The following is a 16537-nucleotide window of genomic DNA, read 5'->3' as shown; positions in this document are numbered from 1 at the left end:
GTCTTCCCGCCACACCCGCCGGTGCTCCTGCGCGTCCCGGTGCCGGTCGGTGAGGCTGCGCGGGGCGAGGCGTTCCGCGACGCGTTCCACGACCCGTTTCGCCCGATGCGGAGTCTCCCCCTCCGAAGCGGCGACCGCGACCTGCTCGAACTCCGCCCGCACGTCGTCGTCATCGAGGCGGGCACCGGCGTCCTGGATCACCCGCACATGCGCGGCATTGATCCGCGCCTCCCCGAACGCCCCCATCGTGGCCGGGAACCGGGTCATCAGGTCCGCGGCGCGTGGCATCCGGGCCTGCACGACCCGGTCCGACATGTGCAGCACCCCCGCCAGCTCCGCCGCGACCGACCGTGCGGCGATCTCGACGGCCTCACCCCGCACCGCCGCCCCGCCTTTGACCGCCGCCGCCCCGGCCCGGGCGATCTCTTCCGCGACGCGTTGCGCGACCCCGAGATTCGCGTCCCGCAACGCCTGCAACCGGATGATCGATGCCTCCGTCACCGCGAGCGTGTCCTTCAACATGCCCAGCACGACGACCGGATCCACCGGGTAAACCCCAGGATCCACCACCGCACCAGTCGAGTTCGTCATGACCCCAGTCAACCCCGAACCACCGACATTCCCACCCCGAAAACCGCCATAGCGTGCGCTGACAGGGACGACTCTGAGATGGGAAGGCCCCCGGTGAGCCCGGTGAGCCCGGCAGGCGCGGCGGGCCCGGCAGGCCCGGCGAGCCCGGCGAGCCCGGCGGGCCGGGTGAACCTGCTGAGGTGGCTCACCCGCGCAGGGAACGGCGGACCGGTGCCGTGCGGAGGACGGCGGCGGCGGCGGAGGACGGCGGAGGACGGCGGAGGACAGCGTCGGCCATCTGAGGCCCCTCGTGGGATACTCTGCTCGGGAATCATCCTTCCGGCATGCGGATAACTCGCGCCCGGATAAGCCGAGAGGATCCGCATGGTGGCTGAAGGCTCCACGGACGTCAAGTCCGTCTCCCGCGTCTTCGACCTGCTCGAGCTCATCGCGGACGCAAACGGCGACGCCACGATCAGCCAGCTCGCGGGCGCCGCGGAGCTTCCGCTGTCCACGATCCACCGCCTGCTGCGCACTCTGGTCTCGCAGGGGTATGCGCGCCAGCTTGCCAACCGCCGCTACGCGCTCGGCCCGAAGCTCGTGCGCCTGGGCGAGGTCGCGAACCGCCAGTTCGGCCAGATGGCGATGCCGCAGCTGAAGTCCCTCGTAGACCGACTCGGCGAGACGGCGAACCTCGCCACGATCGACGGCGACAACGTCGTCTACGTCTCGCAGGCGCCGTCGCCGCACGCCATGCGGATGTTCACGGAGGTCGGCGGCCGCGCGCATCTGCACTCCACGAGCGTCGGCAAGGCGATCCTCGCGCAGCTCGGTGACGACCAGGTGCGCGACATCATCGCCCGCGCCGGAATGCCGCACTCCACCGACCGTTCGCTCGACACCATCGACGAACTGCTCGCCGATCTCGCCGCCAGCCGGGAGCGCGGTTACGCGGTCGACGACGGCGAGCACGAGGTGGGCGTGCGCTGCTTCGCGATGGCGGTGCCGAACATGCCCGTGCTGACGGCCGTCTCCGTCTCCGGCCCGATGTCACGCGTCGGCGAGGATTTCGCCGAGCGGGCGATCCCGGTGCTGCGCGACGTCGTCGCCGAGATCTCGGCCGCGACGAACGCCCGCTGAGCCCGACGTCGGCGGATCCGTCCTCGAGCGCATGAGCGCTCCGCGGATGCGGTCGCGAGGATGTGCACGGCGCTCACCTGCGGGACTTTCGGCCGCAATGGCGCGTGGCGCTTGACCTGCACCGACCCGCCGTCTTACGCTTTCCATGCTCCAGAACCACTATTCCGAATCTCGGAAACTTCTGGATCGCTGAAGGCGAGGAGAGGCGATGATGCCGAACCGTGCGAATCGTCGCGCCCCGCGCGACACCCGACAGGACGTGACCGTCGTCCGCACGGGCGCCGATCCGAGCGTACGGGACCTCAGCGCGACGCGGCCGCACGCCTCCGCCGCCTTCCCTGCACACCCCTTGTCCTGACCCTGCCCACGCGGCACGATCGCCTTAGGACAAGCGATCGAACGTGTCGCCGGATCCGAGGAGACCCATGCCTGACATCGCCGTCACCGTCAACGGACAACAGCGCCCGCTCGTGGGAACGCCCGCGCACGCCACCGCCCTGGACTGGCTGCGCGACAGCGGCCTCTCCGGCAGCAAGGAGGGCTGTGCGGAGGGCGAGTGCGGCGCCTGCGCCATGCTGCTCGCCACGCCGACCACGGACGGCGGCACCACGTGGACCCCGGTGAACGCCTGCCTCGTGCCGGTGTACGCGCTCGACGGCCAGGAGGTCGTCACCGCCGAGGGCCTCGGATCCGTCGACGACCTGCACCCCGTGCAGGAGAAGCTCGCCGAAGCCGGCGGATCCCAGTGCGGCTACTGCACCCCTGGCTTCGCCTGCAGCATGGCCGGCGAGTACTACCGAGCCGATCGGGCTCCGGCCCCTGAGCGTGCCGAAGAGCACGACGCTTCGACGGGCTCGACGACCGAGTGCCCGGCGCCTGAGCTTGTCGAAGGGCACGATCCGGAGCACGGCCCGAACGGCTTCGACCTTCACGCGCTGAGCGGCAACCTGTGCCGCTGCACCGGGTACCGCCCGATCCGCGATGCCGCCTACACGCTCGGTTCGCCCGAGGCCGACGACCCGCTGCAGCAGCGGCTCGCACAGCCCGCCCCCGAGCCGGTCGCAACCGACGCCGAGGTCGACGGGGCGCGCTTCGTCCGCCCTGCGACGCTCATCGATGCCCTGCGGATCCTACAGGACGAGAAGGATGCTCTGCTCGTCGCCGGCTCCACCGACTGGGGCGTCGAGGTGAACATCCGCGGCCGCCGCGCGCCGCTCGTCGTCGCGATCGAACAGCTCCCCGAGCTGCGCACGCTGAAGATCGAAGACGATGTCGTCGAGATCGGCGCCGCCCTCCCGCTCTCCGAAGTGGAGAAGCGCCTGGAGGGGCGCATCCCCCTGCTCGCCCAGCTCTTCCCGCAGTTCGCCTCCCGCCTCATCCGCAACCGCGGCACGTTCGGCGGCAACCTCGGCACCGGATCCCCGATCGGCGACACCCCGCCGGCGCTGCTCGCCCTGCATGCGAGCGTCGTGCTCGCCTCACTGGCCGAGGGCGGGTCCGGCGTCGTGCTGCGCGAGGTCGACCTGGCCGACTACTTCACCGGTTACCGGCAGACCGTCAAGCACCCCGATGAGCTCATCAAGGCCATCCGGATCCCGCTGCCGCTCGCGACCACGACCGCCTTCCACAAGATCGCCAAGCGCCGCTTCGACGACATCTCCAGCGTCGCCATCGCCTTCGCGCTCGACATCGACGGCGGCATCGTGACCGGCGCGACCATCGGCCTCGGCGGTGTCGCCGCCACTCCGCTGCGCGCCCGTGCCACCGAGGACGCGCTGATCGGCAAGCCCTGGAACATCGCCACCGTGAAGGCGGCCGCCGAGATCCTCCGCGGCGAGGGCACGCCGATGTCCGACCACCGCGCCAGCAGCGAATACCGCTCGCTCATGCTCAACACCGCGCTGCTCAAGCTCTACAGCGCAACCGTCATCGAATCGAAGGAGGTGTCGGCATGAGCACTCTCGCCGACCGCCCGGAGAACCCCGTCGTCGGCCAGCGGGCCGCGCACGAGAGCGCTGCCCTGCACGTCACGGGTGCGGCGATGTACACCGACGACATCGCGGAGCAGACCGCAGGCGTGCTCACCGCCTGGCCCGTGCAGTCCACGAACGCGCACGCGAAGGTCACGATCGACGTGTCAGGCGCCTACGAGGTGCCCGGCGTCGTGCGGGTGCTGACCGCTGAGGACGTGCCGGGTCTGAACGACGCGGGCATCCGCAACGACGAGCCGCTGTTCCCGAGCGAGGCGATGTTCTACGGGCACGCCCTGGTCTGGGTGCTCGGCGAGACGCAGGAGGCCGCGCGCCTCGGCGCGGAGCGCGTCACGGTGGAGTACGAGCCGCTGCCATCGCTCATCACGGTGCAGGACGCGCTCGACGCGCAGTCCTTCCAGGGCACCCCGCGCACCGTGCAGCGCGGCGACGCCGCCGCGGGCCTCGCCGGATCCGCTCACGTCTTCGAAGGCGTGACCGAGTTCGGCGGCCAGGAGCACTTCTATCTGGAGACGCACGCATCCTTCGCGATCCGCGACTCCGAGGGGCAGTACTTCATCCAGTGCTCCACGCAGCACCCCACCGAGACCCAGGATCTGGTCTCGCACGTGCTCGGGATCCCCGCGAACGAGATCACGGTGCAGTGCCTGCGCATGGGCGGAGGGTTCGGCGGCAAGGAGATGCAGCCGCACGGTTTCGCGGCGATCGCGGCCCTCGGCGCCAAGCTCACCGGACGCCCGGTGCGGCTGCGCCTGAACCGCACGCAGGACATCACGATGACCGGCAAGCGGCACCCGTTCCACATCGCGTGGAAGGTCGGCTTCGATGAGAACGGGCTGCTGCAGGCGCTCGACACGACCCTCACCTGCGACGGCGGCTGGTCGATCGACCTGTCCGAGCCGGTGCTGGGCCGCGCGCTCTGCCACCTGGACAACTCCTATTGGATCCCCAACGTGCACGCGTACGGGCAGATCGTGAAGACCAACAAGACCTCGAACACGGCCTACCGCGGGTTCGGCGGCCCGCAGGGCGTCTTCCTCATCGAGGACATCCTGGGTCGGATCGCCCCGCAGCTGGGCATCGATCCGCTCGAACTGAGGCGGCGCAACTTCTACCAACCAGGACAGAGCACGCCGTACGGCCAGGTCGTGAAGGACGCGGGCCGGCTCGAGACGATCTGGGGTCAGCTCTCGGAGGAGGCATCCGTCGCGGAGCGCCGCGTCGAGATCGCCGAATTCAACGCGTCGAGCCCGCACGCGAAGCGCGCCCTGTCGATGACCCCGATCAAGTTCGGCATCTCGTTCAACTTCGCCGCATTCAACCAGGCCGGCGCCCTCGTGCACATCTACAAGGACGGCTCGATCCTCGTCAACCACGGCGGCACCGAGATGGGCCAGGGCCTGCACACCAAGATGCTGCAGGTCGCCGCGACCGCGCTCGGCGTCGACCTGCATCAGGTGCGCCTCGCGCCGACCCGCACCGACAAGGTGCCGAACACGTCGGCCACGGCGGCATCCTCGGGCGCCGACCTCAACGGCGGCGCGGTGAAGAACGCGTGCGAGCAGATCCGTGATCGGCTCGCGAAAGTCGCGGGGCGCATGCTCGGCGTCGATGAGCGCGACGTGCGCTTCGGCGGCGGCTTCGTGACCGCGCTCGGCGCACCGGTGAACCGCGTCTCCTGGGGCGAGGTCGTCAAGGCGGCGTACTTCCAGCGCGTGCAGCTGTTCGCCGCCGGCTACTACCGCACCGAGGGCCTGCACTGGAATCCGGAGATCATGCAGGGATCCCCGTTCAAGTACTTCGCGTACGGCGCCGCGGCGACCGAGGTCGAGGTGGACGAGTTCACGGGCGCCTACCGGGTGCGCCGTGTCGACATCGTGCACGACGTGGGCGACTCGCTCTCCCCGATGCTCGACATCGGACAGATCGAGGGCGCCTACGTGCAGGGCGTGGGGTGGCTGACCCTCGAGGAGCTGCGCTGGGACGAGTCGGACGGCCCGAACCGCGGTCGTCTGCAGACCCAGTCCGCCTCGACGTACAAGCTGCCGAGCTTCTCCGAGATGCCGGAGGAGTTCCACGTGCGCCTGTTCGAGAACGCGCGAGAGGAGGGCGCCGTCTACGGATCCAAGGCCGTGGGCGAGCCGCCGTTCATGCTCGCGTTCAGCGCTCGCGAGGCCCTGCGAGACGCCGTGGCGGCCTTCGGTCCGGCCGGCCACTCGGTCGACCTGGCCTCCCCCGCGACCCCCGAGGCCGTGTTCTGGGCCGTCCGCACCGCCCAGGAGGCGTCCGCCGCGGCGTCGAGCGCGGGCTCGTCCGAGACCCAGACTCCGGTTTCCGCCCCCGCCGAAGACCGTCCGCTCGTCTCCACCGCCGGCGACTGACCCACCCACTTCCGAGTCGTCCCCGCCAGCGCACGCTATGGGGTCCGCTGATGGGGACGACCCGGAAGTAGAAGCACAACGAAGGAGCATTGTGGACTGGCTGGACGCGCTGCAGGATCTGCGGTCGCAGCGGATCCCCGCGGTGATCGTGACCCTGGCGACAGTCCGCGGCCATGCCCCGCGCAACGGCGGCGCCAAAATGGTGGTCGCTCCGACCTCCGTCCACGGGACGGTCGGCGGAGGCAACCTCGAGCAGACCGCGATCGAGCAGGCGCGGCGGATGCTCGCCGACGGGTCCGCCGAACCCGAGCTGCTCACGCTCACGCTGAGCGACAAGGCCGTCACCGAATACGGTGTGCAGTGCTGCGGAGGAGAGGTCACCATGCTGCTCGAGCCGATCAGGGTCACCCCGGCCGTCGCCGTGTTCGGGCTGGGCCACGTGGGCCTCGAGCTCGCGCGCATCCTCGCCCGGCACGAACTCGACCTCGTGCTCGTGGACTCGCGGGAGGAGATGCTCGCGGAGCACCGGATCGGGATCCCCGGACAGCGCGGCCCGCTCGGCGACGCCGTGGCGCGGGTGCACCTCGTGCACGCCCCCGTGCCCGAGGCGGCGCTCGCGGATCTGACCCCCGGCGCGCACGTGTTGGTCATGACGCACGACCACGTCGAGGACCTCGCGATCGTCGACCAGGCGCTGCGTACGGCGGATCTCGGATCCATCGGCCTGATCGGATCCGCCTCGAAGTGGGCGCGTTTCCGTAAGAAGCTGCACGAGCTGGGCCAGACCGAAGAGGACCTCTCCCGCGTCACGACCCCGATCGGGATCCCCGAGGTCGCGGGCAAGCAGCCCGCCGTGATCGCGGTGAGCGTCGCGGCCCGGATCCTGCAGCTCATCGACGAAGCCGCCCCCGCCGAGTAGGCGTCCCACCCGCGTCGCCGCTGCGACGCCCCCTCTCTTCGCGAGAACCTACTCTCTTCGCGAGAACTTATTGAACACGTTCAGTTCATCCGCTATCGTCGTCCCATGACCGAGATCTCGCACCGTCCGACCGTCGCGATCGCCTCCGCCGAGATCGCCGCCCCGCCCTACGACGCCGACGACGTGCGGCAGCTGTTCGACCGCATGGCGGCCTCGTACGACCGGATGAACGTCGCCCTCTCGCTGGGCTTCGCCACCCTGTGGCGGCGGCAGCTGCTCGGCCTGGTGGGAGCCAGCGGATCCCCCCGCCGCGTGCTCGACCTGATGAGCGGGCGAGGCGAGACCTGGACGGAGATCGAACGCCGCCTCCCGCAGGCCGAGATCACGGCGGTCGACTTCTCCGCGCAGATGATGGCGCACGCCGAGACGCGCAGCCGCGCCCGCTTCGGCGGACGGGTGCGACTGCGCCAGGAGGACGCGCTGAACGGAACGGCCGAGCGCGCGTCCTTCGACGTCGTCGTGAGCGCCTACGGCCTGAAGACGTTCGATGCCCCGCAGCTGGAGCGCCTCGCATCCGAGGTCGCGCGGGCGCTGCGACCCGGCGGATCCTTCGCCTTCATCGACGTCACGGAGCCCGCCTGCCGAGCGCTGCGGATCGCCTACCTCGCGTACCTGCGCTGGATCGTCCCGCTTGCCGGGATCCTGCTGCTCTCCGATCCGACCGAGTATCGGATGCTGCACCGCTATCTCGAAGGTTTCGGAGACGGATCCCGCGCCGTCGAGGCCTTCCAGGCGGAGCCCGGCCTGCACGTCGAGGTGCGGCGGCACTTCTTCGGCTGCGCGACGAGCATCAGCGGACGGAGGGCCTGACCGCGCGCCGCAACCCCGCATGTCGGTGGCCCTTCGCATACTGGCCGGATGACGCGCGACCGCTTCCTGCCGATCCATGACCCGGAGCTCCTCGCCGCGGGCGAGCGCGTGCTGGGCGCGGAGTTCCGCGCGATGAGCGAGCGCGTGCTCGCGGTGAGTGCGCTGACCTCGCGCCTCAACCTGCTGCCCTTCGACGACGAGGCGGGGCGCGCGGCCCTTTTCGAGGAGATCCTCGGAGGCCCCCTTCCGCCGCGCCTCACGATCTATCCGCCGTTCTACACCGACCACGGACTGCGGCTCGAGCTCGGCGAGCGCGTCTTCATCAACCAGGGCTGCACGTTCCTCGACTTCGCCGGCATCCGGCTGGGCGATGGCGTGATGGTGGGACCGAAGGCCACGTTCATCACGGTAGGACACCCCGTCGACCCCGAGGAGCGGCGGCAGTACCTTTCCGGTGCACCGATCCTCGTCGAGGACAACGTCTGGATCGGCGCGGGCGCGACGATCCTGCCTGGTGTCACGATCGGCCGGGACGCCGTCATCGCGGCGGGCGCGGTCGTCGCCGACGACGTCCCCGCCCGCTCGCTCGTCGCGGGCCCGAAGGCGGCCGTGCTCCGGAGCTGGTGACAGGCCGTTCCTTCGCGGTGCCCTACCCGCCGATCGACGCGCGCCCCTCGACGAGCGGACAGGTGAAGACCTCGCGCTCACCGAGTCCGACCCGGTTGATGTAGCGGACCACGATCGCGTACGACGCGAACAGCCCGGTCTCCGTGTACGGCACGCCCTGCTGCCCGCAGTACGCCCTGACGAGCGGCGCGGCGCGACGCAGATGAGGCCGAGGCATGGACGGGAACAGGTGATGTTCGATCTGGTGGTTCAGCCCGCCCATCGCGACGTCGAGGATCCACGGACCGCGGATGTTGCGGCTCATCATCACCTGACGCCGGAAGAAGTCCAGCGTCACGTCGTGAGGGACGATCGGCATGCCCTTGTGATTGGGGGCGAACGCGATGCCCATGTAGAAGCCGAACAGGCCGAGCTGGACCGTCAGGAACACGAATGCGATCCCCGGCGACAGCACCAGGAAGACGAGGGTCAGATAGCCGATCATCCGAACGGCCAGGAATCCGATCTCCACCCCGCGATGCTCCAGGCGGTCGCGCGTGAAGACGCGTCGGATGCTGGATGCGTGCAGGGAGAGCCCCTCGAAGAGCAGGATCGGGAAGAAGAGCAGCCCCTGATGCCCCCGCAGCCACGTTCCGACCGGCCCTCCGTGCCGCGCCGCCGACTCGGCGGTGACGGTGATGACCGGGAGCTCGATATCGGGATCGGCCCCGAGCTTGTTCGGGTTGGAGTGATGGCGCGTGTGCTTGTGCCGCCACCATCCGTAGCTCATCCCCACGAGCAGATCACCCAGGATCAGGCTGGTCCAGTCGTTCCAGCGCCCCGAGACGAAGATCTGCCGATGCGCGGCGTCATGCCCGAGGAAGGCGATCTGAGTGAACACGATCGCGAGCACGGCAGCGGTGAACAGCTGCCACCAGGAGTCTCCGATGCGCGCGAAGACGAGCAGGCAGGCCGCCATCGTGAGGGGTGCGGCGACGAGCTTCGACCAGTAGTAGCCGTAACGTCGGCGCAGCAGCCCGCGCTGACGGATCTGCTGCGCCAGATCCGTATACGTGCTCTGCTGCGCGTGAGGCCCCCTGCGCGGGTGGGTGCGCAGGACGGGGCCGAGATCGTCCATGATTCCCTCTCCTTCTCCTCCGGCCGTCTCTTCCGGCCTTCTCCTCCCGGCGGCTCACCCGAGGGCAGAGCCGCACCCGTCGATCCCGCCGGAGATGTACCACTCGTCGTCGACGACCGCGGCGGGCCGGCGCTCGAACACGACCGACTCGGCCAGACACGCGACGGCGGCGGCTCTGGCCTGCTCCCGATCGGACGCGTCGTGGAGTCGGTGCGCCGCGATCTCACGCTCCGCGATGAGCGCGATGCTGATCTGGGCGAGCAGATCGGCGATGACGGTCGCGAGGCCGTCGCGAAGCTCCTCGAGGTTCGTGTTCGCCATTTCCAGCCGACGATCGGTGACGCGCAGTTCCACCGTGGGAAAACCGTGGGCGGAGAGCCTGGCCCGCGTCTCATGACCCTGGATCGCAGCGATCTCCGCGCGATCGGCCTTTCGCGTGAACACCGCTTCGACGGTGTAGCGGTCCGGAGCGTCGGGGGTCATCAGCGTCGCCGGAAGCGACCCGACCAGCACCGAGTTCAGACCCAGCAGGTCGGGGACCGGCTCCGTCTTCGCGAAATGTGCGTTCATGTACGGACGTTACGCCCGGTGCCTGTGCACGCTCACAGGCAGCGGTCGCCTCACACCTCCCGACGGAGGGTTCTCAGATGTCCGTATGGCGGAATTAAAAGTTCACTATGCGGAGGAAATATTTGCCGTCCCGGTGGATCCTCGGTATCATCGTCGCAGGCCTAGGCGGGTTGCGACAGCAGAACCATCTACCGGGCATCCCAGGCGGTGACGCCGTGGATTGTGACCCGGGGTTCCTCCCTCGCCACAGGCCCGATGCATCGCCCTTGATCAGGCGCCGATGGCCGGCACCTGAATGAGGAAGGTGCCCCATTCTGGATCGCATCCACGAGTACGCCGAGTGCTTCGCCGACCCGGATCGATGGGCGGTCGCGACGATCGTCGAGGTGTCAGGATCCGTCCCCCGCCCCGCCGGCACGTCGATGGCGGTGCGCGACGACGGCCGCACGATCGGATCCGTCTCGGGCGGCTGCGTCGAAGGAGCGGTCGTCGACGCCGCACTCGCGTGCCTCGAATCCGGCACGACCGAGCTGCACTCCTTCGGCTACGCCGACGACGACGGCATCTCGATCGGCCTGATGTGCGGCGGCGACGTGCGCGTGCTGGTGCAGCCGCTGCGCACCTTCGGCGCTGCTGAGCCCGCGAACCGCGCACACCTCGTTCGCGACCTGCCGCTGCACGACACCACGGCCGGCTCGCTCCTCACTGCGGAGGGGCTCGGGATCACGCTCCGCACGGACGCGCTCTGCACGGCCTTCGACCAGGACGAGCTGCCCGACGAGCTCCTGCGGGCCGCGGGGAACGCCGTCGAGCGGATCCGGGCGGCGCTGCGCGCCGGCGGCACGCACGTGGTCGACGTGACCGACCGCACGACACCGGAGTGCCCGGTCGTGCGACGTCTGCTGATCGAGTCGACCGCGACGCCCGCACGGCTCCTCATCTACGGCGCGAACGACTTCTCCGCAGCGCTCGCGCAGGCGGCGGCCGCGCTCGGCCGACACGTCACGGTGTGCGACGCGCGGCCCGTGTTCGCCACCCGCGCCCGCCACCCCGGCGCGCACGAGGTCGTGCTGATGCACCCGGCCGAGCACTTCGCCCAGGAGCTCGCCGCAGGCCGCATCGACGGCCGGACCGCGATCGTGATGCTCACGCACGACCCGCGCTTCGACCTGCCGGTGCTCGACGCCGCGCTGCGCCACGAGGTCGCCTACATCGGCGCGATGGGATCCCGCGTCACGCACGACAAGCGCATCCAGGAGCTGCGCGCCGGAGGGCTCACCGCCGCGCACCTCGGCCGGCTGCACTCCCCGATCGGCCTGGACCTGGGCGCGCGCACCCCGGCCGAGGTCGCGGTGTCGATCCTCGCCGAGCTGATCCTCGTCGAGTCGGCCGCGCGGGCAGAATCGGGATCCGCACCCGTGGGCRCACCGCCGACGCGGACCGGATCCGACTCGCCTCCCGCAGGCGCACCGCCGAGGCGGGCCGGATGGCGTCCTGCCCCGCCCGCGCGGCTGCGCCCCGCCCCGCCCGCGCGGCTGCGCGACACCGCCGGCGACGTGCACGACGATGCGCGGCGGAGCGCCGAGCACGTGGCCGCCGCCCCTGCCGAGGCGCGCGGGCCGGAAGCGGCACGAGACCACGGCGCCGTGCTGACCGGCCGCAGCTGTGCCGCGACGCCGAGACGCACCGCGGCGGCCGAGGAGGCTCTGGCATGGATGTGACGAGCGTGGACGAAGTGCTGATGTGCGCGGATCCGCAGCAGTGGCGGCCGGGCGATTCCTGGCTCGCCGGTGGCACCGTCATCTTCTCCTACGGCACCGACATCACCCGCGGCGCCCCCACCCGGCTGCTCGACATCACCGGCGCCGGCTGGCCCCCGCTCACCTGGCATCACCCACCTTCGAGTCGTCCCCATGAGCGCACCCCAGAGGGTCCCCTGACAGGGACGACTCGAGAAGTGGGGGGCGCGGCGTCGCTGGAGATCGCGGCGACGTGCCGGATCGCGGAGCTGCGCGCCCTCGCGGACGAGCCGTTGCCGGGGGGCATGCCGCGGGCGGCGCTGCCGGGGCTGGATCTGATCCCGCCGGCCTGCGACTCCTTCGTCGCATCGTGGAAGATCTGGAACGTCTCGACCGTGGGCGGCAACGTCGCGACCGGGCTCCCCGCCGGGCCGATGATCTCGCTGCTCAGCAGCTGGGACGCGACCGCGCTGATCCTCTGCCCGGACGGATCCGTACGGCGCACGCCCGTGGCCGAGCTCATCGTCGGCCCCGCCCGCACCCGGCTCGCCGACGGCGAGCTGATCCGCAGCTTCCTCGTGCCGGGCGCCTCCCTCGCGCAGACGCCGGCGTTCCGTCGCATCTCGCTCACCGAGCGCGGGCGCTCCGCCGCCCTGCTGATCGGGCGGCGGACCTCGGTGTCGTCGCTGCGGCTCACCGTCACGGCGTCGACGTTCCACCCGCTCGTGCTCGACCTGATGGCGGATCCGTGTGCCATCGCCCGACGCGAGACCGCCGGACTCGCGGTGCACGCCGACGGCACCGCCGCCGGACTCGCAGTCCGTGCCGACGGCGCCGCCTGGCGCGACGCGATCGACGCCGCGGTCGGCCGCACACGGGGCTGGTACGACGACATCCACGGCGAACCTGCCTGGCGGAGGCTGATGACGCACCGCCTCGGGGAGGAGATCCTCGCCGAACTGCTGCCGGAGTCCGCCTCCGGCGTCGACGACGCGATCGGGCGGACCACCGGCGACCTGCATATCGAGAGGAGCACCCGATGAGCGCCACCCTCACCCCTCGCTCGCAGCGCGAGACACCAGATTCTGCACCAGACACCGCGGCTGCCCTGGTGTCTCACGCAGAACGTGGTGTTTCGCGGGGATCCGACGCCAGCGGACCGTCCGCGACCGTCGATGGCCGCACGGTCGCGGTCACCCCCGAGCCCGGACAATGCCTGCGCACCTGGCTGCGCGATCAGGGGTCGTACGGCGTGAAGAAGGGCTGCGACGGCGGGGACTGCGGCGCCTGCACCGTGATCGTCGACGGCGATCCCGTGCACAGCTGCGTGTACCCCGCGCACCGCGCCGCCGGCCGGGACATCGTCACCGCGCAGGGCCTCGGCACCCCCGAGGATCCGCACCCGGTGCAGGAGCGATTCCGCCGCGCGGCCGGCTTCCAGTGCGGGTTCTGCACCGCGGGCATGGTGTGCACGGTCGCCTCGATGCCCGCGGGCGCCGAGGACGACCTCGGCCGCACGCTCAAGGGCAACATCTGCCGGTGCACCGGGTACCGCGCGATCGAGGACGCCGTGCGGGGCACCGTGAACATCGACGACCGCGCCGGCGGCGTGGGCCGTGCCACGGGAGCCCCCGCCGCGGCCGGAGTCGTGACCGGCACCGTCCGCTACACGATGGACGTCGACCCGGCCGAGCTCCCCTCCCCGATGCTGTACGCCGCTGTCGTGCGCAGCCCGCACGCGCACGCCCGCGTCGTCCGGGTCGATGCGGCCCGCGCCCTGGCAGCGACCGGCGTCGTGCGCGTGCTCAGCCGCGATGACGCGCCGACCACCGTGTTCTCCACGGCGCAGCATGAGATCGAGGCCGACGACCCGTATGACACCCGCGTGTTCGACGAGTACGTGCGGTTCATCGGACAGCGCGTGGCACTGGTCGTGGCGGAGTCGCAGCGGGCGGCGGACCGCGCCGCGCGCCTCGTCGACGTCGAGTACGACGTCCTGCCCGCGAACACGGATCCGGAGCTCGCCGATGCCGCCGGAACGGTCGCGCTGCACGGCGCGGCCTCCCCCGCCGGGCAGCGCGCGCACGCGGCGGGCGGATCCGTGCCCGACCCGGAAGGCGTCGCCCGTGCCGAGGCCAACATCGTCATGGAGATGAGCTCCGAAGTCGGAGACCTCGAGGCCGAGCTCGCCGCGAGTCACGTCGTCGAGGAGCGCACCTTCCATACCCACCGCGTCTCGCACACCGCTCTGGAGACGCACGGGTCCATCGCCTGGCAGGATCCGGACGGCCGCTTCGTCGTGCGCAGCAGCACCCAGGTGCCGTTCCTCGCGCGGCGAACGCTCGCCCGGATCTTCGGCATCGACAAGGATCGGCTGCGCGTCTACTCCGCCCGCGTCGGCGGCGGCTTCGGCGGCAAGCAGGAGGTGTTCACCGAGGACCTGGCCCTGCTGGCCGCGATGGCGACCGGCCGGCCGGTGCGCGTCGAGTTCTCGCGCAAGGAGGTGCTGACCGCGACGAGCGTGCGGCATCCGTTCCGCATCCGGGTGCGCATGGGCGCGACCGCGGACGGCCGGATCACGGGCATCGGAGTCGACGTGCGCTCCAACACGGGCGCGTACGGCAACCACGGGCCCGGCGTGATGTTCCACGGCGTGGGCGAATCGATCGCCCTGTACCGCGCGGCCGCGAAGAAGATCGACGCCGACGTCGTCTACACCAACACCGTTCCCTCCGGCGCGTTCCGCGGCTACGGCCTCAGCCAGATGATCTTCGCGATCGAGTCGACCGTCGACGAGATCGCCCGCCGGCTGGGGATGGATCCGCTCGCGTTCCGCACGGCGAACCTCATCGGGCCGGACGACGCCATGATCGCCGCGCACGAGGAGCCGGACCTCATCATCGGCAGCTACGGCCTCGACGAGTGCGTGCGGATCGTGCGCGACGGCCTGGCGCGCGACAAGGAGGAGGACCGTGCCGCGCTCGGCCCCGGCTGGCGACTCGGGGAGGGATCCGCGGTCGCGATGATCGCCACGGTCCCCCCGCGCGGGCACCATTCGCACACCGTGATCCGGCTCCAGGCGGACGGGGCGTTCGGTCTCGACGTCGGCACGGCGGAGTTCGGCAACGGCACCTCCACGGTGCATCAGCAGATCGCCGCGACCGTGCTGCAGACGACGACCCGCGCCGTGCGGCTGCGCCAGTCCGACTCGGATCTGGTGCCGCACGACACAGGCGCCTTCGGCTCGACCGGAACCGTCGTCGCGGGGCGGGCCACGCACGCCGCCGCGACCGCCCTGGCCGAGCGCATCCTGTCCCGCGCGGCGGATCTGCTCGACGCGCCGGTCGCCGAGTGCGTGCTCACCGGCGCGCGGGTGATCCGCGGCGAGCACTCGGTCGGCCTGGCCGAGATCGCCGCCGACGCGGAACGCCGGGGCCAGCCCCTCGAGGAGAAGGGGTACTGGGGCGGCACGCCGCGGTCCGTCGCGTTCAACGTGCAGGGTTTCCGCGTCGCGATCAACGAGGGCACGGGGGAGCTGCGGATCCTGCGGTCGATCCACGCCGCCGACGCCGGTGTCGTGGTCAACCCCGAGCAGTGCCGGGGTCAGGTCGAGGGCGGCATCGCTCAGGGCATCGGCGCCGCGCTGCATGAGATCGTGCGCGTGGACGACGACGGCACCGTGGTGTCGGACATCCTGCGGCAGTACCACGTGCCGACGTTCGCGGACATCCCGCGCTCCGAGGTGCACTTCGCGCAGACCTCCGACGTGCTGGGCCCCCTCGGCGCCAAGTCGATGAGCGAGTCGCCGTTCAACCCCATCGCCCCGGCGCTGGCCGCGGCCCTCCGCGACGCGACCGGCATCCGCCTGACCACGACGCCTTTCACACGCGACCGGATCCACGCGGCGATCCTGGAACGAGACGACGCGGAGGGGACCCGATGACGACGCGCGCCCGCCACGCGATCGTGCTCGCGGCGGGACGCGGCACGCGCCTCGGCCGCGGACCCAAGGCGCTCCTGCCATGGAACGGCGAGGTGCTCGTCACCCGCGCCGCCCGGGCCGCGGCCGAGGCCGGCTGCAGCGTCACCGTCGCGGTCGGCCCCGCCGCCCGTACGGCGCGCAGCTGGCTCCGCGTCCGCTGCCCGGCCGCGCACGTGGTCGAGGTGCACGACGCGCGGCTGGGCATGTCCGCCTCGCTGCGCGCGGCCGTGCTGCCGCTCCTCGTGACCGACGCCCCGCCCCATGCCGTGGTCGTGCTACTCGTGGATCAGCCGGGTGTCGACGCCTCCGTGATCCGGCGTCTGTTCGCGGCCCAGGTGCCGGGACGCGTCGCCCGCGCGATGTGGCACGGCGTCCCGGGAAACCCCGTGGTGTTCGGCACCGGAGAGCTGTGCTCCGCCGCGGCCCTCGCCGAGGGCGACGCCGCGGCCCGGGCGTGGATCGCGCGGAACCGCCACCTCGTCGACGACGTGGAGTGCGGAGACCTCGGCCGCGGCGACGACATCGACGAGCCCTCCGACCTCGCCTCCTGGCCCGAGTTGCGGGTACCCCGCTGATCATGCCGGTGGGCCGGCTGGCACCCGCCGAGGTCAGCGACGCGGCACACTCCGAA

Annotated in this window: 13 protein-coding genes; 10 read left to right on the top strand and 3 right to left on the bottom strand. The window is 71.2% G+C overall.

Annotated features, from left to right (window positions below):
- The coding region (locus tag AC1DG4_RS10900; protein WP_477421232.1) for a DUF222 domain-containing protein at window positions 1–591 on the bottom strand (591 nt) is incomplete at its 3' end.
- Window positions 592–954: 363 nt separating this feature from the next.
- Between AC1DG4_RS10900 and AC1DG4_RS10895 the strand changes: the two genes are divergently transcribed.
- From AC1DG4_RS10895 to AC1DG4_RS10870, 6 genes are all read left to right on the top strand, one after another.
- Window positions 955–1710: an IclR family transcriptional regulator gene (locus AC1DG4_RS10895; RefSeq protein WP_477381472.1), complete on the top strand. Its 756-nt coding sequence runs from the start codon at window positions 955–957 to the stop codon at window positions 1708–1710.
- Between the two features lie 425 nt (window positions 1711–2135).
- Window positions 2136–3665: a xanthine dehydrogenase small subunit gene (locus AC1DG4_RS10890; RefSeq protein WP_477381470.1), complete on the top strand. Its 1530-nt coding sequence runs from the start codon at window positions 2136–2138 to the stop codon at window positions 3663–3665.
- The gene (gene xdhB, locus AC1DG4_RS10885) at window positions 3662–6082 is read left to right on the top strand and encodes a xanthine dehydrogenase molybdopterin binding subunit (protein WP_477381468.1); all 2421 of its coding nucleotides are present in this window, start codon (window positions 3662–3664) and stop codon (window positions 6080–6082) included. The genes AC1DG4_RS10890 and xdhB overlap by 4 nt, the downstream gene beginning before the upstream one ends.
- Before the next feature lie 91 nt (window positions 6083–6173).
- Window positions 6174–7001, top strand: coding sequence for a xanthine dehydrogenase accessory protein XdhC (gene xdhC / locus AC1DG4_RS10880; protein WP_477381466.1), 828 nt, complete (start codon window positions 6174–6176; stop codon window positions 6999–7001).
- Window positions 7002–7106: 105 nt separating this feature from the next.
- Window positions 7107–7871: a class I SAM-dependent methyltransferase gene (locus AC1DG4_RS10875; RefSeq protein ID WP_477381464.1), complete on the top strand. Its 765-nt coding sequence runs from the start codon at window positions 7107–7109 to the stop codon at window positions 7869–7871.
- Window positions 7872–7919: 48 nt separating this feature from the next.
- Window positions 7920–8498 (top strand): DapH/DapD/GlmU-related protein, encoded by a 579-nt coding sequence (locus AC1DG4_RS10870; protein WP_477381462.1) that lies wholly within the window; start codon window positions 7920–7922, stop codon window positions 8496–8498.
- 22 nt (window positions 8499–8520) lie between these two features.
- Here AC1DG4_RS10870 and AC1DG4_RS10865 read toward each other — a convergent pair whose 3' ends face one another.
- Both AC1DG4_RS10865 and AC1DG4_RS10860 read right to left on the bottom strand, forming a co-directional pair.
- Complete coding sequence (locus AC1DG4_RS10865; protein ID WP_477381461.1) at window positions 8521–9615, bottom strand: fatty acid desaturase family protein; 1095 nt, start codon at window positions 9613–9615, stop codon at window positions 8521–8523.
- Between the two features lie 54 nt (window positions 9616–9669).
- Complete coding sequence (locus AC1DG4_RS10860) at window positions 9670–10185, bottom strand: hypothetical protein (protein WP_477381459.1); 516 nt, start codon at window positions 10183–10185, stop codon at window positions 9670–9672.
- A 311-nt stretch (window positions 10186–10496) separates the two neighbouring features.
- Here AC1DG4_RS10860 and AC1DG4_RS10855 point away from each other — a divergent pair, with 311 nt between their 5' ends.
- Genes AC1DG4_RS10855 through AC1DG4_RS10840 form a run of 4 tightly spaced genes read left to right on the top strand, consistent with a single transcriptional unit; the run spans window position 10497 to window position 16481 of the window.
- Entirely contained in the window at window positions 10497–11906 is a 1410-nt protein-coding gene (locus AC1DG4_RS10855) for an XdhC family protein (RefSeq protein WP_477421233.1), read from the top strand.
- The gene (locus AC1DG4_RS10850; RefSeq protein ID WP_477381455.1) at window positions 11897–12967 is read left to right on the top strand and encodes an FAD binding domain-containing protein; all 1071 of its coding nucleotides are present in this window, start codon (window positions 11897–11899) and stop codon (window positions 12965–12967) included. Before AC1DG4_RS10855 ends, AC1DG4_RS10850 begins: the two co-directional genes overlap by 10 nt.
- Window positions 12964–15867: a molybdopterin-dependent oxidoreductase gene (locus AC1DG4_RS10845; protein WP_477381453.1), complete on the top strand. Its 2904-nt coding sequence runs from the start codon at window positions 12964–12966 to the stop codon at window positions 15865–15867. Before AC1DG4_RS10850 ends, AC1DG4_RS10845 begins: the two co-directional genes overlap by 4 nt.
- Window positions 15864–16481 (top strand): nucleotidyltransferase family protein, encoded by a 618-nt coding sequence (locus tag AC1DG4_RS10840; RefSeq protein WP_477381451.1) that lies wholly within the window; start codon window positions 15864–15866, stop codon window positions 16479–16481. Before AC1DG4_RS10845 ends, AC1DG4_RS10840 begins: the two co-directional genes overlap by 4 nt.
- Window positions 16482–16537 lie beyond the last annotated feature (56 nt).

Source organism: Microbacterium sp. 05N427 (genome assembly GCF_056397105.1).
This window is presented reverse-complemented; position numbering and strand designations above follow the sequence as displayed.

Bases quoted from the DNA above. Each gene is read 5' to 3' on its own strand.
- AC1DG4_RS10870 (WP_477381462.1), top strand. From the start codon at position 7,920: ATGACGCGCGACCGCTTCCTGCCGATCCATGACCCGGAGCTCCTCGCC.
- AC1DG4_RS10875 (WP_477381464.1), top strand. From the start codon at position 7,107: ATGACCGAGATCTCGCACCGTCCGACCGTCGCGATCGCCTCCGCCGAG.
- AC1DG4_RS10845 (WP_477381453.1), top strand. From the start codon at position 12,964: ATGAGCGCCACCCTCACCCCTCGCTCGCAGCGCGAGACACCAGATTCT.
- AC1DG4_RS10865 (WP_477381461.1), bottom strand. From the start codon at position 9,615: ATGGACGATCTCGGCCCCGTCCTGCGCACCCACCCGCGCAGGGGGCCT.
- AC1DG4_RS10850 (WP_477381455.1), top strand. From the start codon at position 11,897: ATGGATGTGACGAGCGTGGACGAAGTGCTGATGTGCGCGGATCCGCAG.
- AC1DG4_RS10895 (WP_477381472.1), top strand. From the start codon at position 955: ATGGTGGCTGAAGGCTCCACGGACGTCAAGTCCGTCTCCCGCGTCTTC.
- AC1DG4_RS10860 (WP_477381459.1), bottom strand. From the start codon at position 10,185: ATGAACGCACATTTCGCGAAGACGGAGCCGGTCCCCGACCTGCTGGGT.
- AC1DG4_RS10840 (WP_477381451.1), top strand. From the start codon at position 15,864: ATGACGACGCGCGCCCGCCACGCGATCGTGCTCGCGGCGGGACGCGGC.
- AC1DG4_RS10890 (WP_477381470.1), top strand. From the start codon at position 2,136: ATGCCTGACATCGCCGTCACCGTCAACGGACAACAGCGCCCGCTCGTG.
- xdhB (WP_477381468.1), top strand. From the start codon at position 3,662: ATGAGCACTCTCGCCGACCGCCCGGAGAACCCCGTCGTCGGCCAGCGG.